General features: G+C 64.0%; 14 protein-coding genes and 1 tRNA gene. 9 read left to right on the top strand and 6 right to left on the bottom strand.

The window, feature by feature from the left end; translation table 11 throughout:
• The first annotated feature begins 176 nt into the window (after positions 1 to 176).
• On the top strand, positions 177 to 1322 hold the full coding sequence (locus tag QCE58_RS04910; RefSeq protein WP_008350920.1) for an exonuclease domain-containing protein: 1146 nt from the start codon (positions 177 to 179) through the stop codon (positions 1320 to 1322).
• Between the two features lie 7 nt (positions 1323 to 1329).
• On the opposite strand, the gene QCE58_RS04915 is transcribed toward QCE58_RS04910, so the two are convergent.
• From QCE58_RS04915 to pepN, 5 genes are all read right to left on the bottom strand, one after another.
• Positions 1330 to 1932: a chorismate mutase gene (locus QCE58_RS04915; RefSeq protein WP_008350918.1), complete on the bottom strand. Its 603-nt coding sequence runs from the start codon at positions 1930 to 1932 to the stop codon at positions 1330 to 1332.
• Positions 1933 to 2166: 234 nt separating this feature from the next.
• Positions 2167 to 2316 (bottom strand): hypothetical protein, encoded by a 150-nt coding sequence (locus QCE58_RS04920; RefSeq protein WP_008350916.1) that lies wholly within the window; start codon positions 2314 to 2316, stop codon positions 2167 to 2169.
• A gap of 622 nt (positions 2317 to 2938) precedes the next feature.
• Positions 2939 to 3014 (bottom strand) — tRNA-Thr (locus QCE58_RS04925).
• 96 nt (positions 3015 to 3110) lie between these two features.
• Positions 3111 to 4130: a class 1 fructose-bisphosphatase gene (locus tag QCE58_RS04930; RefSeq protein WP_008350914.1), complete on the bottom strand. Its 1020-nt coding sequence runs from the start codon at positions 4128 to 4130 to the stop codon at positions 3111 to 3113.
• Between the two features lie 165 nt (positions 4131 to 4295).
• The gene (gene pepN / locus QCE58_RS04935) at positions 4296 to 7013 is read right to left on the bottom strand and encodes an aminopeptidase N (RefSeq protein WP_250520993.1); all 2718 of its coding nucleotides are present in this window, start codon (positions 7011 to 7013) and stop codon (positions 4296 to 4298) included.
• A 222-nt stretch (positions 7014 to 7235) separates the two neighbouring features.
• On the opposite strand from pepN, the gene QCE58_RS04940 reads away from it, so the two are divergent.
• The 8 genes from QCE58_RS04940 (at position 7236) to QCE58_RS04975 (ending at position 15372) form a co-directional block, all read left to right on the top strand.
• The gene (locus QCE58_RS04940) at positions 7236 to 7955 is read left to right on the top strand and encodes a DUF4136 domain-containing protein (protein ID WP_250520994.1); all 720 of its coding nucleotides are present in this window, start codon (positions 7236 to 7238) and stop codon (positions 7953 to 7955) included.
• Positions 7956 to 8142: 187 nt separating this feature from the next.
• The gene (locus QCE58_RS04945; RefSeq protein ID WP_008350908.1) at positions 8143 to 8841 is read left to right on the top strand and encodes a CDP-alcohol phosphatidyltransferase family protein; all 699 of its coding nucleotides are present in this window, start codon (positions 8143 to 8145) and stop codon (positions 8839 to 8841) included.
• The gene (locus tag QCE58_RS04950) at positions 8838 to 9650 is read left to right on the top strand and encodes a 2OG-Fe(II) oxygenase (protein WP_008350907.1); all 813 of its coding nucleotides are present in this window, start codon (positions 8838 to 8840) and stop codon (positions 9648 to 9650) included. The genes QCE58_RS04945 and QCE58_RS04950 overlap by 4 nt, the downstream gene beginning before the upstream one ends.
• Entirely contained in the window at positions 9647 to 10663 is a 1017-nt protein-coding gene (locus QCE58_RS04955) for a flippase-like domain-containing protein (protein WP_175981772.1), read from the top strand. The genes QCE58_RS04950 and QCE58_RS04955 overlap by 4 nt, the downstream gene beginning before the upstream one ends.
• Before the next feature lie 24 nt (positions 10664 to 10687).
• Positions 10688 to 11464, top strand: a complete 777-nt coding sequence (locus tag QCE58_RS04960) for an NTP transferase domain-containing protein (protein ID WP_008350902.1) — start codon at positions 10688 to 10690, stop codon at positions 11462 to 11464.
• Positions 11461 to 13158 (top strand): phosphoenolpyruvate mutase, encoded by a 1698-nt coding sequence (aepX, locus tag QCE58_RS04965; protein WP_008350901.1) that lies wholly within the window; start codon positions 11461 to 11463, stop codon positions 13156 to 13158. The genes QCE58_RS04960 and aepX overlap by 4 nt, the downstream gene beginning before the upstream one ends.
• Complete coding sequence (gene aepY, locus QCE58_RS04970; protein WP_008350898.1) at positions 13151 to 14308, top strand: phosphonopyruvate decarboxylase; 1158 nt, start codon at positions 13151 to 13153, stop codon at positions 14306 to 14308. The genes aepX and aepY overlap by 8 nt, the downstream gene beginning before the upstream one ends.
• Positions 14308 to 15372, top strand: coding sequence for a 2-aminoethylphosphonate aminotransferase (locus tag QCE58_RS04975; RefSeq protein ID WP_250521015.1), 1065 nt, complete (start codon positions 14308 to 14310; stop codon positions 15370 to 15372). Before aepY ends, QCE58_RS04975 begins: the two co-directional genes overlap by 1 nt.
• Here the strand turns inward: QCE58_RS04975 and QCE58_RS04980 are convergent, their stop codons facing one another.
• The gene (locus QCE58_RS04980; RefSeq protein WP_250520995.1) at positions 15373 to 15807 is read right to left on the bottom strand and encodes a hypothetical protein; all 435 of its coding nucleotides are present in this window, start codon (positions 15805 to 15807) and stop codon (positions 15373 to 15375) included.
• Positions 15808 to 15827 lie beyond the last annotated feature (20 nt).

Here is a 15827-nt window from a genome sequence, read left to right on the forward strand (position 1 = left end):
AATGGGAAACTATCAAAATGGTGTGGTTTTAACTGAAGCAAAAACTAGCCAAAAAAGCCGACTCGTCCCGCCCACCGACTGTTCCGGTAAAAGTCCGCCGCTTCCGGCTGCGTTAGAATGGGCAATCCAGCATTCGCTCCATCCAAGGCGCATCCCGCCGTCTCTCGCCGTTCACGATGCATCCCGATCCGTCCGCAAGCTACGCTTATCCCTCCGAACCCATCGTCTTCGTCGATCTCGAAACGACCGGCGGCACATTCGGCGTGGACCGAATCACCGAAATCGGCGTTGTCGAAGTCGGGCCGGCGGGCGTGTCGCAGTGGACATCGCTCGTCAATCCGCAGCGGCCGATTCCTTCGTTCGTGCAACAGTTGACGGGCATCACCGATGCAATGGTGCGCGAGGCTCCGACGTTCGAGCAGCTGGCGTCCGGCTTGCTCGACCGCATGAAGGGCCGCCTTTTCATCGCGCACAACGCACACTTCGACCACAGCTTTCTGAAGGACGAATTCCGGCGCGTGGACCTTCGCTTCGCGCCCGACGTGCTGTGCACGGTACAGCTTTCCCGCGCCGTTTATCCGGCGGAAAGCCGTCACGGTCTCGATGCGCTCGTCGCGCGCCACGCGCTCGTGCCGGCGGCGCGGCATCGTGCGCTCGCCGATGCCGATTTGCTGTGGCAATTCTGGCAGCACCTGCATCGCGCGCATGCGCCGGATGTGATGCGCACGCATCTCGAACGCGTGACGCGCCGGTTCCAGCTCGCCGCGCACATCGACGAGGACACGATCGAGCAGATCGTTTCGGGCTGCGGCGTCTACATGTTTTATGGCGACGACGACGCGCCGCTCTACGCTGGCCGCAGCGTGCGCTTGCGTCAGCGTGTGCGTTCGCATCTCGTCGGCCCGCGGCGCTCGGCGAAGGATCTGCGTCTCGCCGCGCTGGTGCGTCGTCTCGAATGGAAGGCGACGGGCGGCGAAATCGGGGCATTGCTGGCCGAGGCGCAATGGATCGCGAGCGCGCGTCCAGCGCACAACCGCGCGCCGAAGTCGCGTTCCGGCGACGTTCGCGGCGCGCCTTGGCCGTATGCGGGTGCTATCGCGATCGAAGAGTGCGATGCGGCATCGGGGCAACGCGCGTGGCATGTCATCGACAACTGGCGCTATCTCGGCACGGCCGGCACGCTCGAGGAAGCCGGCGCGCTGCGCGCAAGCGCGGATTCTCCCGCGTTCGAGCTGTCCACTTATCGAATTCTGAGCGAGCGTCTCGCGCGCGGTCTCGTCGCGACACCGCTTGTCGCCGCAACGCTCGCGTCCGCCATCTGACGCGCCGTCACCCGACCGCGCCCACGCCGCCCGACGCGCAGACGTGCGACAGCGCGCGCATGAGCGGCGCGTTCATCGACGAGTTGTAGCGCGTCAGATGCTTCCATCGCGCGACGCTTTCCGCGAGCCGCACGGGGCAGTCTTCGGCATGGCGGATCGGCTCGACATGCGCGAGCGCCGAGACGAGCGACTGCGTCAGCCGATCGAGCTTCGGACGCGTGTCCTTGGCGAGATCGGGCGGCGCTTCTTCCGGCGCAGCTTTCAGCGCGCGCCAGTTCGCGAAGAGCGCGTTCTGCACATCCTTGCTGGCTTCGATCTGATCGCGAAAGAACTGACGCGCGAATTCGGGATCGACCTGCGCGGCGCCGGCCTTTTCCTCGACGTGCTTGAGCAACGCTTCTTCGCGCGGCGCATCGGTGATCGGCTCGTGATGCGCCCACTTCCAGCGCGCGACCGGCTCCGCGAGTGCGAGCCGTTGGGAGACGAGGGCGATGAGGTTGGTGAACGGAGTGTCGTCGCCGTCTGCATGCACGGAAGAGGGCGCGGCGAACGCAAGCGCACAGGCGAACGCGGCGGAGGCGAGGAGAGAAGGGGGCGATCGGCGGCGCATCGGTATCCGGGCAAAAGCGCCAGAATAGCGCACCGCGGTCAAACGGGAACGACGGCAGCCAACTGGCGGAGGGGATTTCACGAGGCGAGCCGTAGCGCACGACCCGCCCCGATGCGGTCATGAACGAGAGGCGCGACGCGTCCTGGCGTGAGCCATGTGCGGACCGGATGGTCCGAGTGCGCCGCGCGCGGCGGGCGTCGTTCTCACGACGACGGCGTGATCCAGCGGGTCCGCCTACTTCGACTGCGCCGAGTCGCGCTGTTCGTCGAAGAACGCGCGCACATGCTCGGGCAGCTCCGTCGCGAGAAACTCGACGCCAACCGGTTCCGGATCCGGACAAAGCACCTTGTCGGGCGTCGGGATTTTCGTCGGTTTTGCGTCCATGATTTCTCTCCTGAATGACTACAACAATTGCGCTAACACGGTCCATGCGGCTATTGCGCCGCCGCATGCAGCCGAATTGCCGATTACGGTTCCTTCCATAGATGCGTTATCGGATCGCCACCGCTTCTGCTTGAGCCGAATCGGCGCGTTTCATCACGAACGCATGATCGTTCGTGTCGGGACCGGAATCGCTTCGGTAATTGATTGCCGGCCGCTGTATTCGTTGCGGCAAAAACTACGTTTTATCGCGTCGCGACTGCCGCCCCGCGAGCCGCATCCAGCTTGGGCTCTACCCCGAAAGGCATCAGCGCGTACTTAAACTGTAGCTTTTCCTCTATGGATATAACGATACCGGGAAACCAGCGTTGACGCTTCATGGTGCGCAGCGGAAAATGGCTCGTTGTTGTACGAAAGCGCACATATAAGACGAATCAGGCGCGCGGGTGCTGCCGAATGTGAAATCGCTGAAGCCGATTTTCGGTTCGAATCGCAAACCTGTTGTCGCGATGGCGATCGTTGCGAAATTGCGAAAGATTGCGGGGGTTTCGAGAAACGCGGCGCAAAAAGCAAAAACCCGCGACACATGCGTGATCGCGGGTTTTTAGAACTGCCTGAATTCTTGTGGTGCCGGAAAGAGGAATCGAACCCCCGACCTTCGCATTACGAATGCGCTGCTCTACCGTCTGAGCTATTCCGGCTCCGAATTTTTTCTTCGTTTTTTGCGTTCGTTTAGTTCGTCAGCAACGAAGAAGTGAGATTATGCAGAGCCTTTCTGGCTTTGGCAATACCTTAGATCAATTTTTCTTTTCGACGTGGTAGCGCGTCACGCGATCGACCTCGCTCTTCGAGCCGAGGAACACGGCGACGCGCTGATGCAGGCTCGTCGGAACGATATCGAGGATGCGCTGTTCGCCGTTGGTCGCGGCGCCGCCCGCCTGCTCGACGATGAACGACATCGGGTTAGCCTCGTACATCAGACGCAGCTTGCCGGGCTTCGACGGATCGCGCTTGTCGGCCGGATACATGAAGATGCCGCCGCGATTCAGAATGCGATGCACGTCCGCGACCATCGATGCGATCCAGCGCATGTTGAAGTCTTCCTTGCGCGGGCCGTCCTTGCCGTCGTTCAGCTCGCCGATGTAGCGCTGCACCGGCTCATACCAGTGACGGCTGTTCGACGCGTTGATCGCGTATTCGCGGGTCTCGACGGGGATTTTCATGTCGCGCTGCGTGAGCACCCAAGAGCCGAGCTCGCGATCGAGCGTGAAGCAGTTCACGCCGTGGCCGGTCGTCAACACGAGGACGGTTTGCGGACCGTACACCGCATAGCCCGCCGCGACCTGCTGCGAACCCGGCTGCATGAACGCCGCTTCGCTCGGATCGGCGCCGTCCGGGCAACGCAGCACCGAAAAGATCGTGCCGATCGACACGTTCACGTCGATGTTCGACGAGCCGTCGAGCGGATCGAACGTCAGCAGATAGTTGCCCTTCGGGTAGCGATTCGGAATCGGGAAGATCTTTTCCATTTCTTCCGATGCCATCGCGGCCAGATTGCCGCCCCATTCGTTGGCTTCGAGCAGGATTTCGTTCGAAAGCACGTCGAGCTTCTTCTGCACTTCGCCCTGGACGTTCTCGCTGCCTGCCGAGCCGAGCGCCTCGCCTAGGGCGCCCTTGCTGACGTGATAGCTGATCTGCTTGCAGGCACGCGCGACGACTTCGATCAACAGACGCAAGTCGGCAGGCAGGTTCTGATGTTCACGCTGCTGCTCGATCAGATACTTCGAGAGCGTGGTGCGGCTGGAAATGGAGGACATGCTTAGGCTCCGTGAGCGTTAGACGAATATTCACGATTCTAACCGCTCGACCCGGCCGCTCCATGTGACAGCGACCGCCTGCATCCGCCATAAGCGAGAACGGCCGCCGCGCGAGGTTCTCGCGCGGCGGCCGCTAAACACCAGAAACTCCCGACGAAACAGCGCTTAAGCAGCGAGCGCCTTTTCGACGACCTCGCGAACGTCGCGCGATTTCGCCTTCGCGGCGACGTCGCTCAACGCCGCGTGCATCTTCTCGCGCAACTGCGGCGTGAAGCGGCGCCACAGTTCGAGCCCGCGTGCGAGCCGCGCCGCGACCTGCGGATTGAGCGCGTCGAGCGCGATTACCTGTTCGGCCCAGAACGCGTAGCCGGAGCCGTCGGCGGCGTGGAATTGCGCGGGATTGCCGCTGCAGAAGCTGAAGATCAGCGAGCGCGCGCGATTCGGATTCTTGATGTTGAACGCCGGATGCTGCATCAGCTTGCGCACGATCTCGATCACCTTGCGATCCGGGCCGCCGCGCTGCGTCGCCTGAAGCGCGAACCACTTGTCGATGACGAGCGCCTCGTTCTCGAAGCGGCGATAGAAGTCCGCGAGCGCCGCGTCCGCGACGGTCGCATCCGCGCCCTTGGTCGCGCTCGCAAGCAGCAGCGCGGAAAGCGCCGCCGAGCGGTCGGTCATGTTGTTGGCGGCGTCGTACTGCGCCTGCGCGAGCTTGACGGCGCCGCGCGGATCGTCGAGCTGGCTGAGATAGGCGAGCGCGAGGTTCTTCAGGCCGCGCTTGCCCGCGTCTTCCGGCGTCGGACGATATTCGCCCGGCGTGCGGTTCGCTTCGTACGTCACGAGCCATTTGTCGCGCATTTGCGACGCGAGACGGCGGCTCATGAACACGCGCGCAGCGTGGACGGCGGCGGGATCGGACACGGTCATCTGCTCGGCCAGATAGCTCTCCGACGGCAGCATCAGCGCGAGCTCGCGGAAGGCGGGCGTGAGCGTGGTGTCGTCGAGCACGCGGGCGAACGCGGCGATCACCTGATCGTCGATGGCGAGCGCCTCGCCCTTGGCCGCGCGCTCGGCGAGCGCCAGCAACTCGCGCGTGGCGAGCCGCTGGCCGGCTTCCCAGCGGTTGAACGGATCGCTGTCGTGCGCGAGCAGGAACGCGAGTTCATCGTTCGTATAGTCGTATTCGACGATCACCGGCGCGGAGAAATTGCGCAGCAGCGACGGCAGCGGCGCCTCGTTCACGTCGACGAAAGTGAACGACTGCTCGCGCTCCGTGAATTCGAGCACGCGCGTCGTGCCGTTCGGTTCCTTCTCGCCTTCGAGGCGCAGCGGCAAGTCCGCGCCGTTCTGGCCGATCAGGCCGACCGAGAACGGAATCAGCAGCGGCCCCTTCTGCGTTTCGCGCGCAGCTTCCGACCCGTCGCCGTAACCCTGCGTGAGCGTCAGCGTGTAGCGCTTCGTCCCGGCGTCGTAATTTGCGCGCACCGACACGCGCGGCGTGCCCGCCTGGCTGTACCAGCGCTCGAATTGCGCGAGATCGCGATGATTCGCGTCGGCGAGCGCCTGGCGGAAGTCGTCGCAGGTCACGGCCTGGCCGTCGAACCGCTTGAAATACAGGTCCATGCCGCGGCGGAAGCCGTCGCGACCGAAAAGCGTCTGATACATCCGCACGACTTCCGAGCCTTTTTCGTAGACGGTCATCGTGTAGAAGTTGTTGATCTCGACGTAGCTTTCCGGGCGCACCGGATGCGCCATCGGGCCGGCGTCCTCGGCGAACTGCATTTGACGCAGCACGCGCACGTCCTCGATGCGCTTGGTCGCGCGCGCGGCGGCGCTCGCCGCGCCCTCGACGTCGCCGGCGGCCATATCGGCGGAAAATTCCTGATCGCGAAACACGGTCAGGCCTTCCTTCAGGCTCAACTGGAACCAGTCGCGGCAGGTCACGCGATTGCCGGTCCAGTTATGGAAGTACTCGTGGCCGACCACGGCCTCGATGTTGGAGAAGTCGGTGTCCGTCGCGGTTTCCGGGTTTGCGAGCACATACTTCGTATTGAAGATGTTGAGGCCCTTGTTCTCCATCGCGCCCATGTTGAAGTCGCTCACCGCGACGATCATGAAGCGGTCCAGATCGAGCTCGAGGCCGAAGCGCTTCTCGTCCCAGCGGATCGAGTTGATGAGCGAATCCATCGCGTGACGGGTCTTGTCGAGATCGTGCGGCTCGACCCAGACTTGCAGCAGCTTTTCCTTGCCCGAGCCCGATTCGATGCGTTCCTCGATGCACACGAGCTTGCCCGCGACGAGCGCGAACAGATAACTCGGCTTCTTGAACGGATCTTCCCATTTGGCGAAGTGGCGGCCATCGGGCAGATCGCCTTCCTCGATCAGATTGCCGTTCGACAGCAGCACCGGACACGCGGTCTTGTCGGCGCGCAGCGTGACGGTGTAGGTAGCCATCACATCCGGGCGATCGAGGAAGTAGGTGATGCGCCGAAAGCCCTCGGCTTCGCACTGCGTGAAGAAGTTGCCACTGGAGACGTAAAGTCCGGAGAGCGTCGTGTTCTCGGCCGGATTGCAGATGCTCTCGATGCTAAGCTCGAAAGCATCCGCGGGAATACTGCCGATGGACAGTCCGTTTTCATTGACGCGGACATCCGCGTGCGCGACGCCGTCGATCGCCGCGCTCACGAATTCGAGCTGCTCGCCCATCAGTTCGAGGCGCGATGCGTCGCCTTGGGCGTCGGGGTTGCGCCGCAGCTTCATCGTGTTCTTCACGACCGTGCGCGATGGCACGAGGTCGAATTCGAGCGCGACGGAATCGATCAGGAACGCGGGCGGCGTGTAGTCCTGGCGGCGAATCACAGCGGATGCGGTCGTGGTAGACATGGCAAGATCTTCATGTTTGGATTGAACGGCGCCGGCGTCTCGCGCGTGCGCTTTAGCGCACCAACGCGTGCGCGCCTGGTCGAATCATTGTACAAGCCGCCCGGCGATCGTGAATCGGGCGGCGCCACGCGTCGTGGACCCCACAAAACAAGGACGCCGCCATGCGACGCAAGGCGGTGCTGTCTATAACGGAGAAGGGTGCTGAACGAAGTGAGGACGACCATGAAATTCCCGATCAGGACGCTCGTCACATGGCCGCTGATGCTGGCGGCGATGTGGCTCGCCGGCTGCACGACCTACGTGCAGACGCAGGTCACTGCGTTCTCCGACTGGAGCGGCAGCGACGCGACCCGCACCTACGCGTTCACGCGCAAGAGCGAGCAGCAGAACAGCATCGAGCAGACGACCTACGAGGCGCTCGTCGCCAACGAACTCGCGAAGTACAACTTCCGTCAGGCGCCCGAGGCGAGCGCGAACTATCAGATCGCGATCGCCTATTCGGTTCGCGGCGACATGGTGACCGTGCGTCAACCGGTCTACTACGATCCGTGGCCGATGTACGGTCCGTGGGGCGCCGGCCCATATTGGGGCGGACCGTGGGGCGGGTGGGGGCCGTACGGTTCGTGGGGCGCGACGGGTTACGTCGATCAGAGCTATCCGGTCTATACCCACGCGCTGCAGATCCGCATGAACGACCGCAAGACCGGCCGCGAGACGTACAAGGTGACGGCGGTGAACGCGACGGGCGATCCGTCGCTGTATCAGGCGATGCCGTATCTCGTGCGCAGCGCGCTGGCGGACTTTCCGCTCGGTAACGGCACGGTCCGAACGGTGACGCTACCGGTGGACAAGAGCGGCGGCATGTCGAACGAGACGGCCGCGTCGGCCGGACCGAACGAGCGCAGCGTCGCACCCGCGCCCGCAGCGAAAACCGTCGATTGATCGGGCCGTCGCATCGACGCGAAAACGGCATCGGAATTTTTTGCCGTCATGCGCAGTGAGCATTGCCTTTTACGGCTTCGGGAAATGTTTCAAACACGCCCGCCGCCCTTGACTAAACAGGGAAATATCGCGGCGGCGCCGGGCCGCAATATATGCAGCTTCGGTCAATTAGCGATATATTCCCGGGATGACAAAATCGTGTCCGCCCAATCCTGAAGCCGTTCCCGAGCCCACCACATGGGATGCGCGGCTCGCACGCCGTCTCGTCACGCCGCTCGTCGGCACGCCGGTAACGCCCAACCATCTGACCACGCTGCGCCTCGCCATCGGCTTGGCTGGAGCGTGGTATCTGTCGCTCGGCCAGTTCTGGATGTGCACGCTCGGCGCGCTTCTCATCGCGCTGTCGAATTTCGTCGATCACACCGACGGCGAACTCGCGCGCATCAGCGGCCAGTCGAGCAAGATCGGCCATTTCTACGATCTCGCGTGCGATGCGCTCGTGACCGTGCTGCTGTTCCTCGGCATCGGGTTTTACGTGGCCGTGCATCATCCGTCGATGATCGTGCCCGCGCAATGGCTCGGCGGCATGGCGGGCGTGGCGGTTGCGCTGATCTTTTTCCTGCGCATGCGTATCGAATCGATGATCGGCAAGTCGGGCACGAAACAGGCGTCGTTGGCCGGATTCGAAACGGAAGACGTGCTGTATCTGCTTCCGCTCGTGACCATTCTGAACGGCATGACGCCGTTTCTGATCGCCGCGGCGATCGGCGCGCCGCTCTTCGCCATTTATGTGGCGGTGGACTATCAGCGCGTCGTCGCGCAGACGAAACGCCGCGCGCAGGCCACGCATGCAAAAGACGACAAAGATTTCCAGGCGGTGAGATGAGCGATACGGCAACTCCGGAGAGCACGCTGACACAACCGGCGCAGACGGCGACGACCGCGCGCCCGTCGAAACGCGATATCGATTCGACGATGAACGCGCGCCTCGCCGCGCTGCAGACGCCGAAGCTGCGCGACGAGTACGGCCAGCAAGGCTCGTTTCTCTATATCGAAGACTTCCTGCCGCGCGACTACACCGAGCGGCTGATCGCCGCCGTGCACGACGTGATGCCGTCCGTGAACCGCAACTATCTGCCGGGGCACAAGGCGGGCGGCAGCGTGAGCCGTCACACGCTCGACAAGCTCGCGCCGTTCATCGCCGACCTGTATCGATCGGAAGCGCTCATCAAGTGGCTGGAATCGATCACCGGCGACAAGCTGCAACTCTCGCCGGAGGACGATCCTCACGCCTACGCGCTTTACTTTTACACGAAGCCCGGCGACCACATCGGCTGGCATTACGACACGTCGTATTACGATGGCCGCCGCTACACGCTCCTGCTCGGCGTGATCGACGATTCGTCCTGCAAGCTCGATTACGAACTGCACACGAAGAATCCGGCGGTTCCCGATCAGCCGGGCTCCGTGCAATATCCGCCCGGCGCGTTCGTGTTTTTCGACGGCGACAAGCTGCGCCATCGCGTCACGCCGCTCGGCGAAAACGAGATGCGCGTGTCGCTCACGTTCGAGTACGTGACGAACCCGAACATGCGTCCGTTTCAGCGCTTCATCTCGAACATGAAAGACTCGATCGCGTATTTCGGATTCAGGCAGGTCTTTCGCCGCAAGGGCGGCAAGAACGGACAGGCATGAGCCGCGCGGGCACATTCCTGCTGTCGGTCGGCGTGGTGCTGTTCATCGCGCTGCTCGGCTGGCAAGGCTTCGGTTCGGTTGCATCGACGCTGGCCGCGGCGGGCTGGGGATTGATCGCGGTCGCGGCGTTTCACTTCGTGCCGCTCGTCGTCGATGCCGGCGCGATCAGCGTGCTCTTCTCCCGCAAGGAACGCGACGTGTCCCTGCGCGACGCCTTGCTCGCGCGCTGGGCCGGCGAATCGGTCAATAGCCTGATGCCCGCGGGCCAGATCGGCGGGCCGATGCTGATGGTCCGCTATCTCGCGCAGCGCGGCATGCGCGCGCGCGACGCGGCCGCCGTCATCACCGTCAGCACGACGATGCAGACCGTCGCGCAACTGATCTTCGCGCTGATCGGCGTCGTGCTGCTGACAGGCTATGCGGCGGGCGGCTCGTCATCGACGGTCACGATCGCCGTGCTCGCGGTGATCGGCGTGATCGGTCTGATGATCTTCGGTTTCTATCTCGCGCAGCGGCGCGGTCTCTTCGGCCGCGCGATGCGCTTTGCGTCCGGCATCGCCGCGAAGTTCTCGGCGAAGCGCGACTGGTCGTCGCTCGTCACGCGCGCCGAAGCCGTCGACGCCGCCGTCCACGAGATGTATCGCGAGCGCGGCAAGGTCGCGGCGAGCTTCGGGCTGAGTCTCGTCGGCTGGATCGTCGGCACGGGCGAAGTGTGGCTTGCGCTGCATCTGCTCGGCCATCCGGTCGGCTGGGCGGAAGCGTTGCTGCTCGAAAGTCTCGGCCAGGCGATTCGCGGCGCGGCCTTCGCCATTCCCGGCTCGCTCGGCGTGCAGGAAGGCGGCTATCTGCTGCTTGCGCGTCTGGTCGGCTTGCCGCCGGAAGCGGCGCTCGCGCTGTCGCTTGCGAAGCGCGCGCGCGAACTGCTGCTCGGCGTGCCGGGCATCGTCTATCTGCATTTCGTTGAAAAAGGCTGGCAGCGCCGCCGTCTCGCGCGCGTGCCGGATATCGACTGACCCACCCACGAAGGGAACACAAGCATGCGCGCAATTATTCTTGCGGCCGGGATGGGCTTGCGCCTCGTTCAGCCCGAAGGCCAGCAAAAGCCGAAGTGTCTGCTGCGCTTTGGTGATGCATCGTTGCTCGAACGCCATCTGCACTTTCTGAAAGCCGCGAACGTCGATGAAGTCGTCTTCGTGACCGGCTTCAAGAGCGAGCAGATCGAGGCGGAGCTTGCGGCGATCGACTGGAAGCCGAAGACGGAAATCGTCGTCAACGACGAATTCACGCTCGGCAGCGTGCTGTCCGTGCACACCGCGCGCGACGCGATGACGCGCGGCGGCGACGTCCTCCTGATGGACGCCGACGTGCTCTACGACGAACGCATCTTCGAGCCGCTCGTCGCGGGCGGCTCGTTGAATCGTCTGCTGATCGATCGCGATTTCGAAGCCGGCGACGAGCCGGTGAAGCTGTGCGTCGAGAACGGCGTGCCGGTCGAACTGCGCAAGCAGGTCGCGGCGGGGCTGAAGTACGACACGATCGGCGAATCTGTCGGCTTCTTCCGCTTCGATCACGCGACGGCCACGCGCCTCGCCGAAATCTGCGCCGATTATGTCGCGACGGGCCGCGCGAAGATGCCGCACGAAGAAGCGGTGCGCGACCTGTTGCTGGAAAAGTCCCACGCGTTCGATATCGCCGATGTGACCGGCGCGCCGTGGATCGAAATCGATTTTCAGAACGACGTGAAGCGCGCCGCGGACGAAGTGTTGCCGTCGCTCAACGCGCTGCGTCAGTTTGCAGGAGCCTCGCAACAATGAACGCACCCACGCAAATCCCGGTTGGCTACTCGCGCACGCTGCGCCTGCGCGAAATGCTGCAAAGCAACCGCCTCGAATTCCTGATGGAAGCGCACAACGGCATTTCGGCGCGCATCGCGAAGGAAGCCGGCTTCAAGGCGATCTGGGGCTCGGGCCTGTCGATCTCCGCGCAATTCGGCGTGCGCGACAACAACGAAGCGAGCTGGACGCAGGTCGTCGACAACCTCGAATTCATGGCCGACGCAAGCGATCTGCCGATCCTGCTCGACGGCGATACCGGCTACGGCAACTTCAACAACGTGCGGCGTCTCGTGCGCAAGCTCGAGCAACGCGGCATCGCGGGCGTGTGCATCGAGGACAAGCAGTTTCCGAAGACCAACAGCTTCATCAACGGCGAAGCGCAGCCGCTCGCGGATATCGACGAGTTCTGCGGCAAGATCAAGGCGGGCAAGGATTCGCAAAGCGATCCGAATTTTTCGATCGTCGCGCGCGTGGAAGCGCTGATCGCCGGCTGGGGCATGGAAGAGGCGTTGAAGCGCGCCGAAGCGTATCGCCAGGCGGGCGCGGATGCGATTCTCATCCACAGCAAGCTCTCCAAGCCCGACGAAATCCTCACGTTCGCGCGCGAATGGGCGGGGCGCGGTCCGCTCGTCATCGTGCCGACGAAGTACTACAGCACGCCCACCGATGCGTTCCGTCAGGCGGGCATCAGCTGCGTCATCTGGGCGAATCATCTGATTCGCGGCGCGGTTTCGGCGATGCAGGCGATCGCGAAGGAAATCCACGACAGCGAGACGCTCGTCAACGTCGAGGACCGCATCGCGTCGGTGAACGAGATTTTCCGTCTGCAGGACGCGGACGAATATTCCGCCGCCGAGAACATCTACCTGAGCGCGGCCAACGAGAAGCGCAGCGCGATCGTGCTCGCCGCGAGCCGCGGCGCGGGCCTCGAAGCGCTGACCGAAGCGCGTCCGAAGGTGATGCTGCCGGTCGCCGGCAAGCCGCTGCTGCGCCATCTCGTCGAGGCGTTCAAGAAGGAAAGCATCAACGACATCACCGTGGTCGGCGGATATCGCGCCGATGCGATCGAGAAGGGCGGCATCCGCCTCGTCGTCAACGAGAAGCACGAAAGCACGGGCGAACTTGCGTCGCTCGCGTGCGCCGTCCAGCACATGAACGGCGACACTGTGATTTCCTATGGCGACCTGCTGTTCCGCAGCTACATCCTGCGCGATCTGGTCGAGTCGGACAGCGACTTCTGCGTGGTCGTCGATTCGTCGCAGACGCTACAGGCGGGCGCGGCGGCAACCGATTTCGCGTACTGCTCGACCGCTGACGACCGCGCGCTCTTCGGCCAGAAAGTGTGGCTCGAAAGCGTGGTCGGCGCGGGCCAGACGATCGCCGATGGACGCGCGCCGCAAGGCCGCTGGATGGGCCTCGTCAAGGTGCGCGCCGCTGCGCGCGAACGCCTGCTCGCAACGCTCGGCACGCTGCAGCAACGCGCCGATTTCGACACGCTCGACACGGCCGCGCTTCTCAACGCGCTGATCGCCGATGGCCAGAAAATCGAAGTGCAATACGTGCACGGCCACTGGCGCGGCGTGAACGATCTCGACGATTTCCGTCGCGCGGGCGATTTCGCGCACGGTCAGACGCCGATCGGCTCGGAAAGCACGGAGAACGCGCGTGATTGAGGCCGCCCAGTTTGTCGAGGCGGCGCGCGAACGAGGCTTCGACTGGTATGCGGGCGTGCCGTGCTCGTTTCTGACTCCGTTCATCAACTACGTGTTGCAGGACGAATCGCTGCATTACGTGTCGGCGGCGAACGAAGGCGACGCGGTCGCGCTGATCGCCGGCGTCGCGTTGGGCGGCGGGAAGAAGCGTCGCGGCATCGCGATGATGCAGAACTCCGGTCTCGGCAATGCCGTAAGCCCGCTGACGTCGCTCACGTGGACCTTCCGTCTGCCGCAATTGCTGATCGTCACGTGGCGCGGCCAGCCGGGCGTCCACGACGAGCCGCAGCACGCGCTCATGGGCCCCATCACGCCGCAGATGCTCGAGACGATGGAAATCCCGTGGGAGCTGTTCCCCACGGAAGCCGGCGAGATCGGCCCGGCGCTCGATCGCGCGACCGACTACATGGACCGCACGGGCCGTCCGTACGCGCTCGTGATGCAAAAGGGCAGCGTCGCGCCTTACGAGCTGAAGAAAACCGGCTTGTCCGGCGTGCGCGTCAATGCGAATCCGGCGAGCGTGCAGCGCTTCGAAGGCGAGCGCGTGACGCGCCACGACGCGCTGCAAAAGGTCATCGCGAAGACGCCGAAGGATGCGACGGTCGTGCTCGCATCGACCGGTTTTTGCGGACGTGAGCTGTACGCGATCGACGACCGCGAGAATCAGCTCTATCTCGTCGGCTCGATGGGCTGTGTCACGCCGATGGCCCTCGGCCTCGCGCTTTCGCGTCCGGATCTGACCGTCGTCGCGCTCGATGGCGACGGCGCCGCGCTCATGCGGATGGGCGCGTTCGCGACGCTCGGCGCATACGGCCCGTCGAATCTCGTTCACCTGCTGCTCGACAACGGCGCGCACGAATCGACCGGCGGCCAGGCGACGGTGTCGCGCGAAGTCGATTTCGCGTCGATCGCATCGGCGTGCGGCTATGCGCTCGCGCTCGACGGCGACGACATCGGCGTGATCGATCGTCTCTTCGAAGCGAAGGATGTCGGCGGCGTGCGTTTCGCGCGGCTGTCGATCAGAACCGGCACGCCCGCCGACTTGCCTCGTCCGAAAATCACGCCCGAGGACGTGCGCGCGCGTCTGCAACAACACATAGGAGGCCGATGATGCTGCTGCTCAATCCGGGCCCTGTCACGCTGAGCGAACGCGTGCGCAAGAGCCTGCTGCAAACCGACTTGTGCCATCGCGAGCCGGAGTTCTTCGATCTGCAGGACGAAGCGCGCGAGCGTCTCGTCGCCGCTTACGCGCTCGATCCGGCCGTGTGGAGCGCCGTGCTGATGACCGGTTCGGGCACGGCAGCGGTCGAAAGCATGATCGCCGGGCTCGTGCCGGAGGGCGGGCGGCTGCTCATCGTGGAAAACGGCGTGTATGGCGATCGCATCGCGCAGATCGCGAAGCAGTACGGGATCGATCACGAGGTCGTCAAATACGAGTGGATGCAGGCGCCGGACATCGACGCGATCATCGGGCTGCTCGACACGAAGAAGTTCAGCAATGTCGCGATCATTCATCACGAAACGACGACCGGCCGCCTGAACGCGATCGATCAGCTTTCGCGCGCGTGCAAGGAACGCGGCGTCGGTCTGTTGCTCGACGCGGTGAGCAGCTTCGGCGCCGAAGCGATCGATTTCGCGGGCGGCGGCATCGCCGCGATTGCCGCGACCGCGAACAAGTGCCTGCACGGCGTGCCGGGCGCGGCGTTCGTCATCGCGCGTCGCGATGCGCTGGCGCAGGCCGCGAGCCGCAACTATTACCTCGGCATCGCGCGTCTCGCGAAGCTGCAGGACGAGCGCAACACGCCGTTCACGCCGTCGGTGCATGCGTATTACGCGCTCGTCGAGGCGCTGCGCGAGTTCGAGGAAGAAGGCGGCTGGCGCGCGCGGCATCAGCGTTATGCGAAGCTCGCCGAACAGGTGCGCGCGGGGCTGGCTGCGCTCGGCATCGAGAGCGCGTTGCCGCCGGAAGAGTCGTCGGTGGTGTTGCGTGCGTATCGGCTGCCGAAGGGCGTCACGTATGAAACGCTGCACGACGCGCTCAAGGCGAAGGGCTTCGTGATTTATGCGGGGCAGGGCGGCCTGTCGAAGGAACTGTTCCGCATCTCGACGATGGGCGCGCTCGACCCGAACGACATGGATCGCCTGATTTCGTCGTTCGTGACGCTGCTGCGCTGATTACAGCTTGCAGAAAATCGCCGTGATGAAGGGCGCGACGTGGCGCACGACCGCGTCGCTGCCCGCCGCGCGCACTTTCTGCTCGACTTCGGCGTCGCCGCCCCAGACGACCGCGCCGTATGCCGCATCCCCGATCGGCTCGCCCTTGCCCTGCCTGAAGAGCGGATCGTCCTTCTGATACGCCACCAGCGCGTAGACCTTGAATCCATATGCCGTCAGCGTCGCGCCTTTCGCCGCGCGGAACGCGTTGATCGAGTTCGGCTCGACGCGCATCGGCTTCTTTTCCAGCAAATTGTTTTCTTGCAGCGGCGCGATGAAAGCGTGCGGCGTCGACTTGCAATCGAGTTGCGCATCGAGCGTTTCCGCGTGGGCGAGCGCGGCCAGGGACGCGAGCGTCATCGGCAGAACAAAGCGAACGAGTCGGGCAGCGATCATGGCGAAGCAGCGAACGTAAC

The sequence above is a fragment of the Caballeronia sp. LZ028 genome (assembly GCF_031451415.1).
Classification (GTDB): domain Bacteria; phylum Pseudomonadota; class Gammaproteobacteria; order Burkholderiales; family Burkholderiaceae; genus Caballeronia; species Caballeronia zhejiangensis.

Excerpts from the sequence above, each read along its gene's own strand:
- QCE58_RS04945 (WP_008350908.1), top strand. The coding sequence starts at position 8,143 with ATGACAAAATCGTGTCCGCCCAATCCTGAAGCCGTTCCCGAGCCCACC.
- QCE58_RS04950 (WP_008350907.1), top strand. The coding sequence starts at position 8,838 with ATGAGCGATACGGCAACTCCGGAGAGCACGCTGACACAACCGGCGCAG.
- QCE58_RS04980 (WP_250520995.1), bottom strand. The coding sequence starts at position 15,807 with ATGATCGCTGCCCGACTCGTTCGCTTTGTTCTGCCGATGACGCTCGCG.
- QCE58_RS04910 (WP_008350920.1), top strand. The coding sequence starts at position 177 with ATGCATCCCGATCCGTCCGCAAGCTACGCTTATCCCTCCGAACCCATC.
- pepN (WP_250520993.1), bottom strand. The coding sequence starts at position 7,013 with ATGTCTACCACGACCGCATCCGCTGTGATTCGCCGCCAGGACTACACG.
- QCE58_RS04920 (WP_008350916.1), bottom strand. The coding sequence starts at position 2,316 with ATGGACGCAAAACCGACGAAAATCCCGACGCCCGACAAGGTGCTTTGT.
- QCE58_RS04915 (WP_008350918.1), bottom strand. The coding sequence starts at position 1,932 with ATGCGCCGCCGATCGCCCCCTTCTCTCCTCGCCTCCGCCGCGTTCGCC.
- QCE58_RS04960 (WP_008350902.1), top strand. The coding sequence starts at position 10,688 with ATGCGCGCAATTATTCTTGCGGCCGGGATGGGCTTGCGCCTCGTTCAG.
- QCE58_RS04930 (WP_008350914.1), bottom strand. The coding sequence starts at position 4,130 with ATGTCCTCCATTTCCAGCCGCACCACGCTCTCGAAGTATCTGATCGAG.
- QCE58_RS04955 (WP_175981772.1), top strand. The coding sequence starts at position 9,647 with ATGAGCCGCGCGGGCACATTCCTGCTGTCGGTCGGCGTGGTGCTGTTC.
- QCE58_RS04940 (WP_250520994.1), top strand. The coding sequence starts at position 7,236 with ATGAAATTCCCGATCAGGACGCTCGTCACATGGCCGCTGATGCTGGCG.
- aepX (WP_008350901.1), top strand. The coding sequence starts at position 11,461 with ATGAACGCACCCACGCAAATCCCGGTTGGCTACTCGCGCACGCTGCGC.
- QCE58_RS04975 (WP_250521015.1), top strand. The coding sequence starts at position 14,308 with ATGCTGCTGCTCAATCCGGGCCCTGTCACGCTGAGCGAACGCGTGCGC.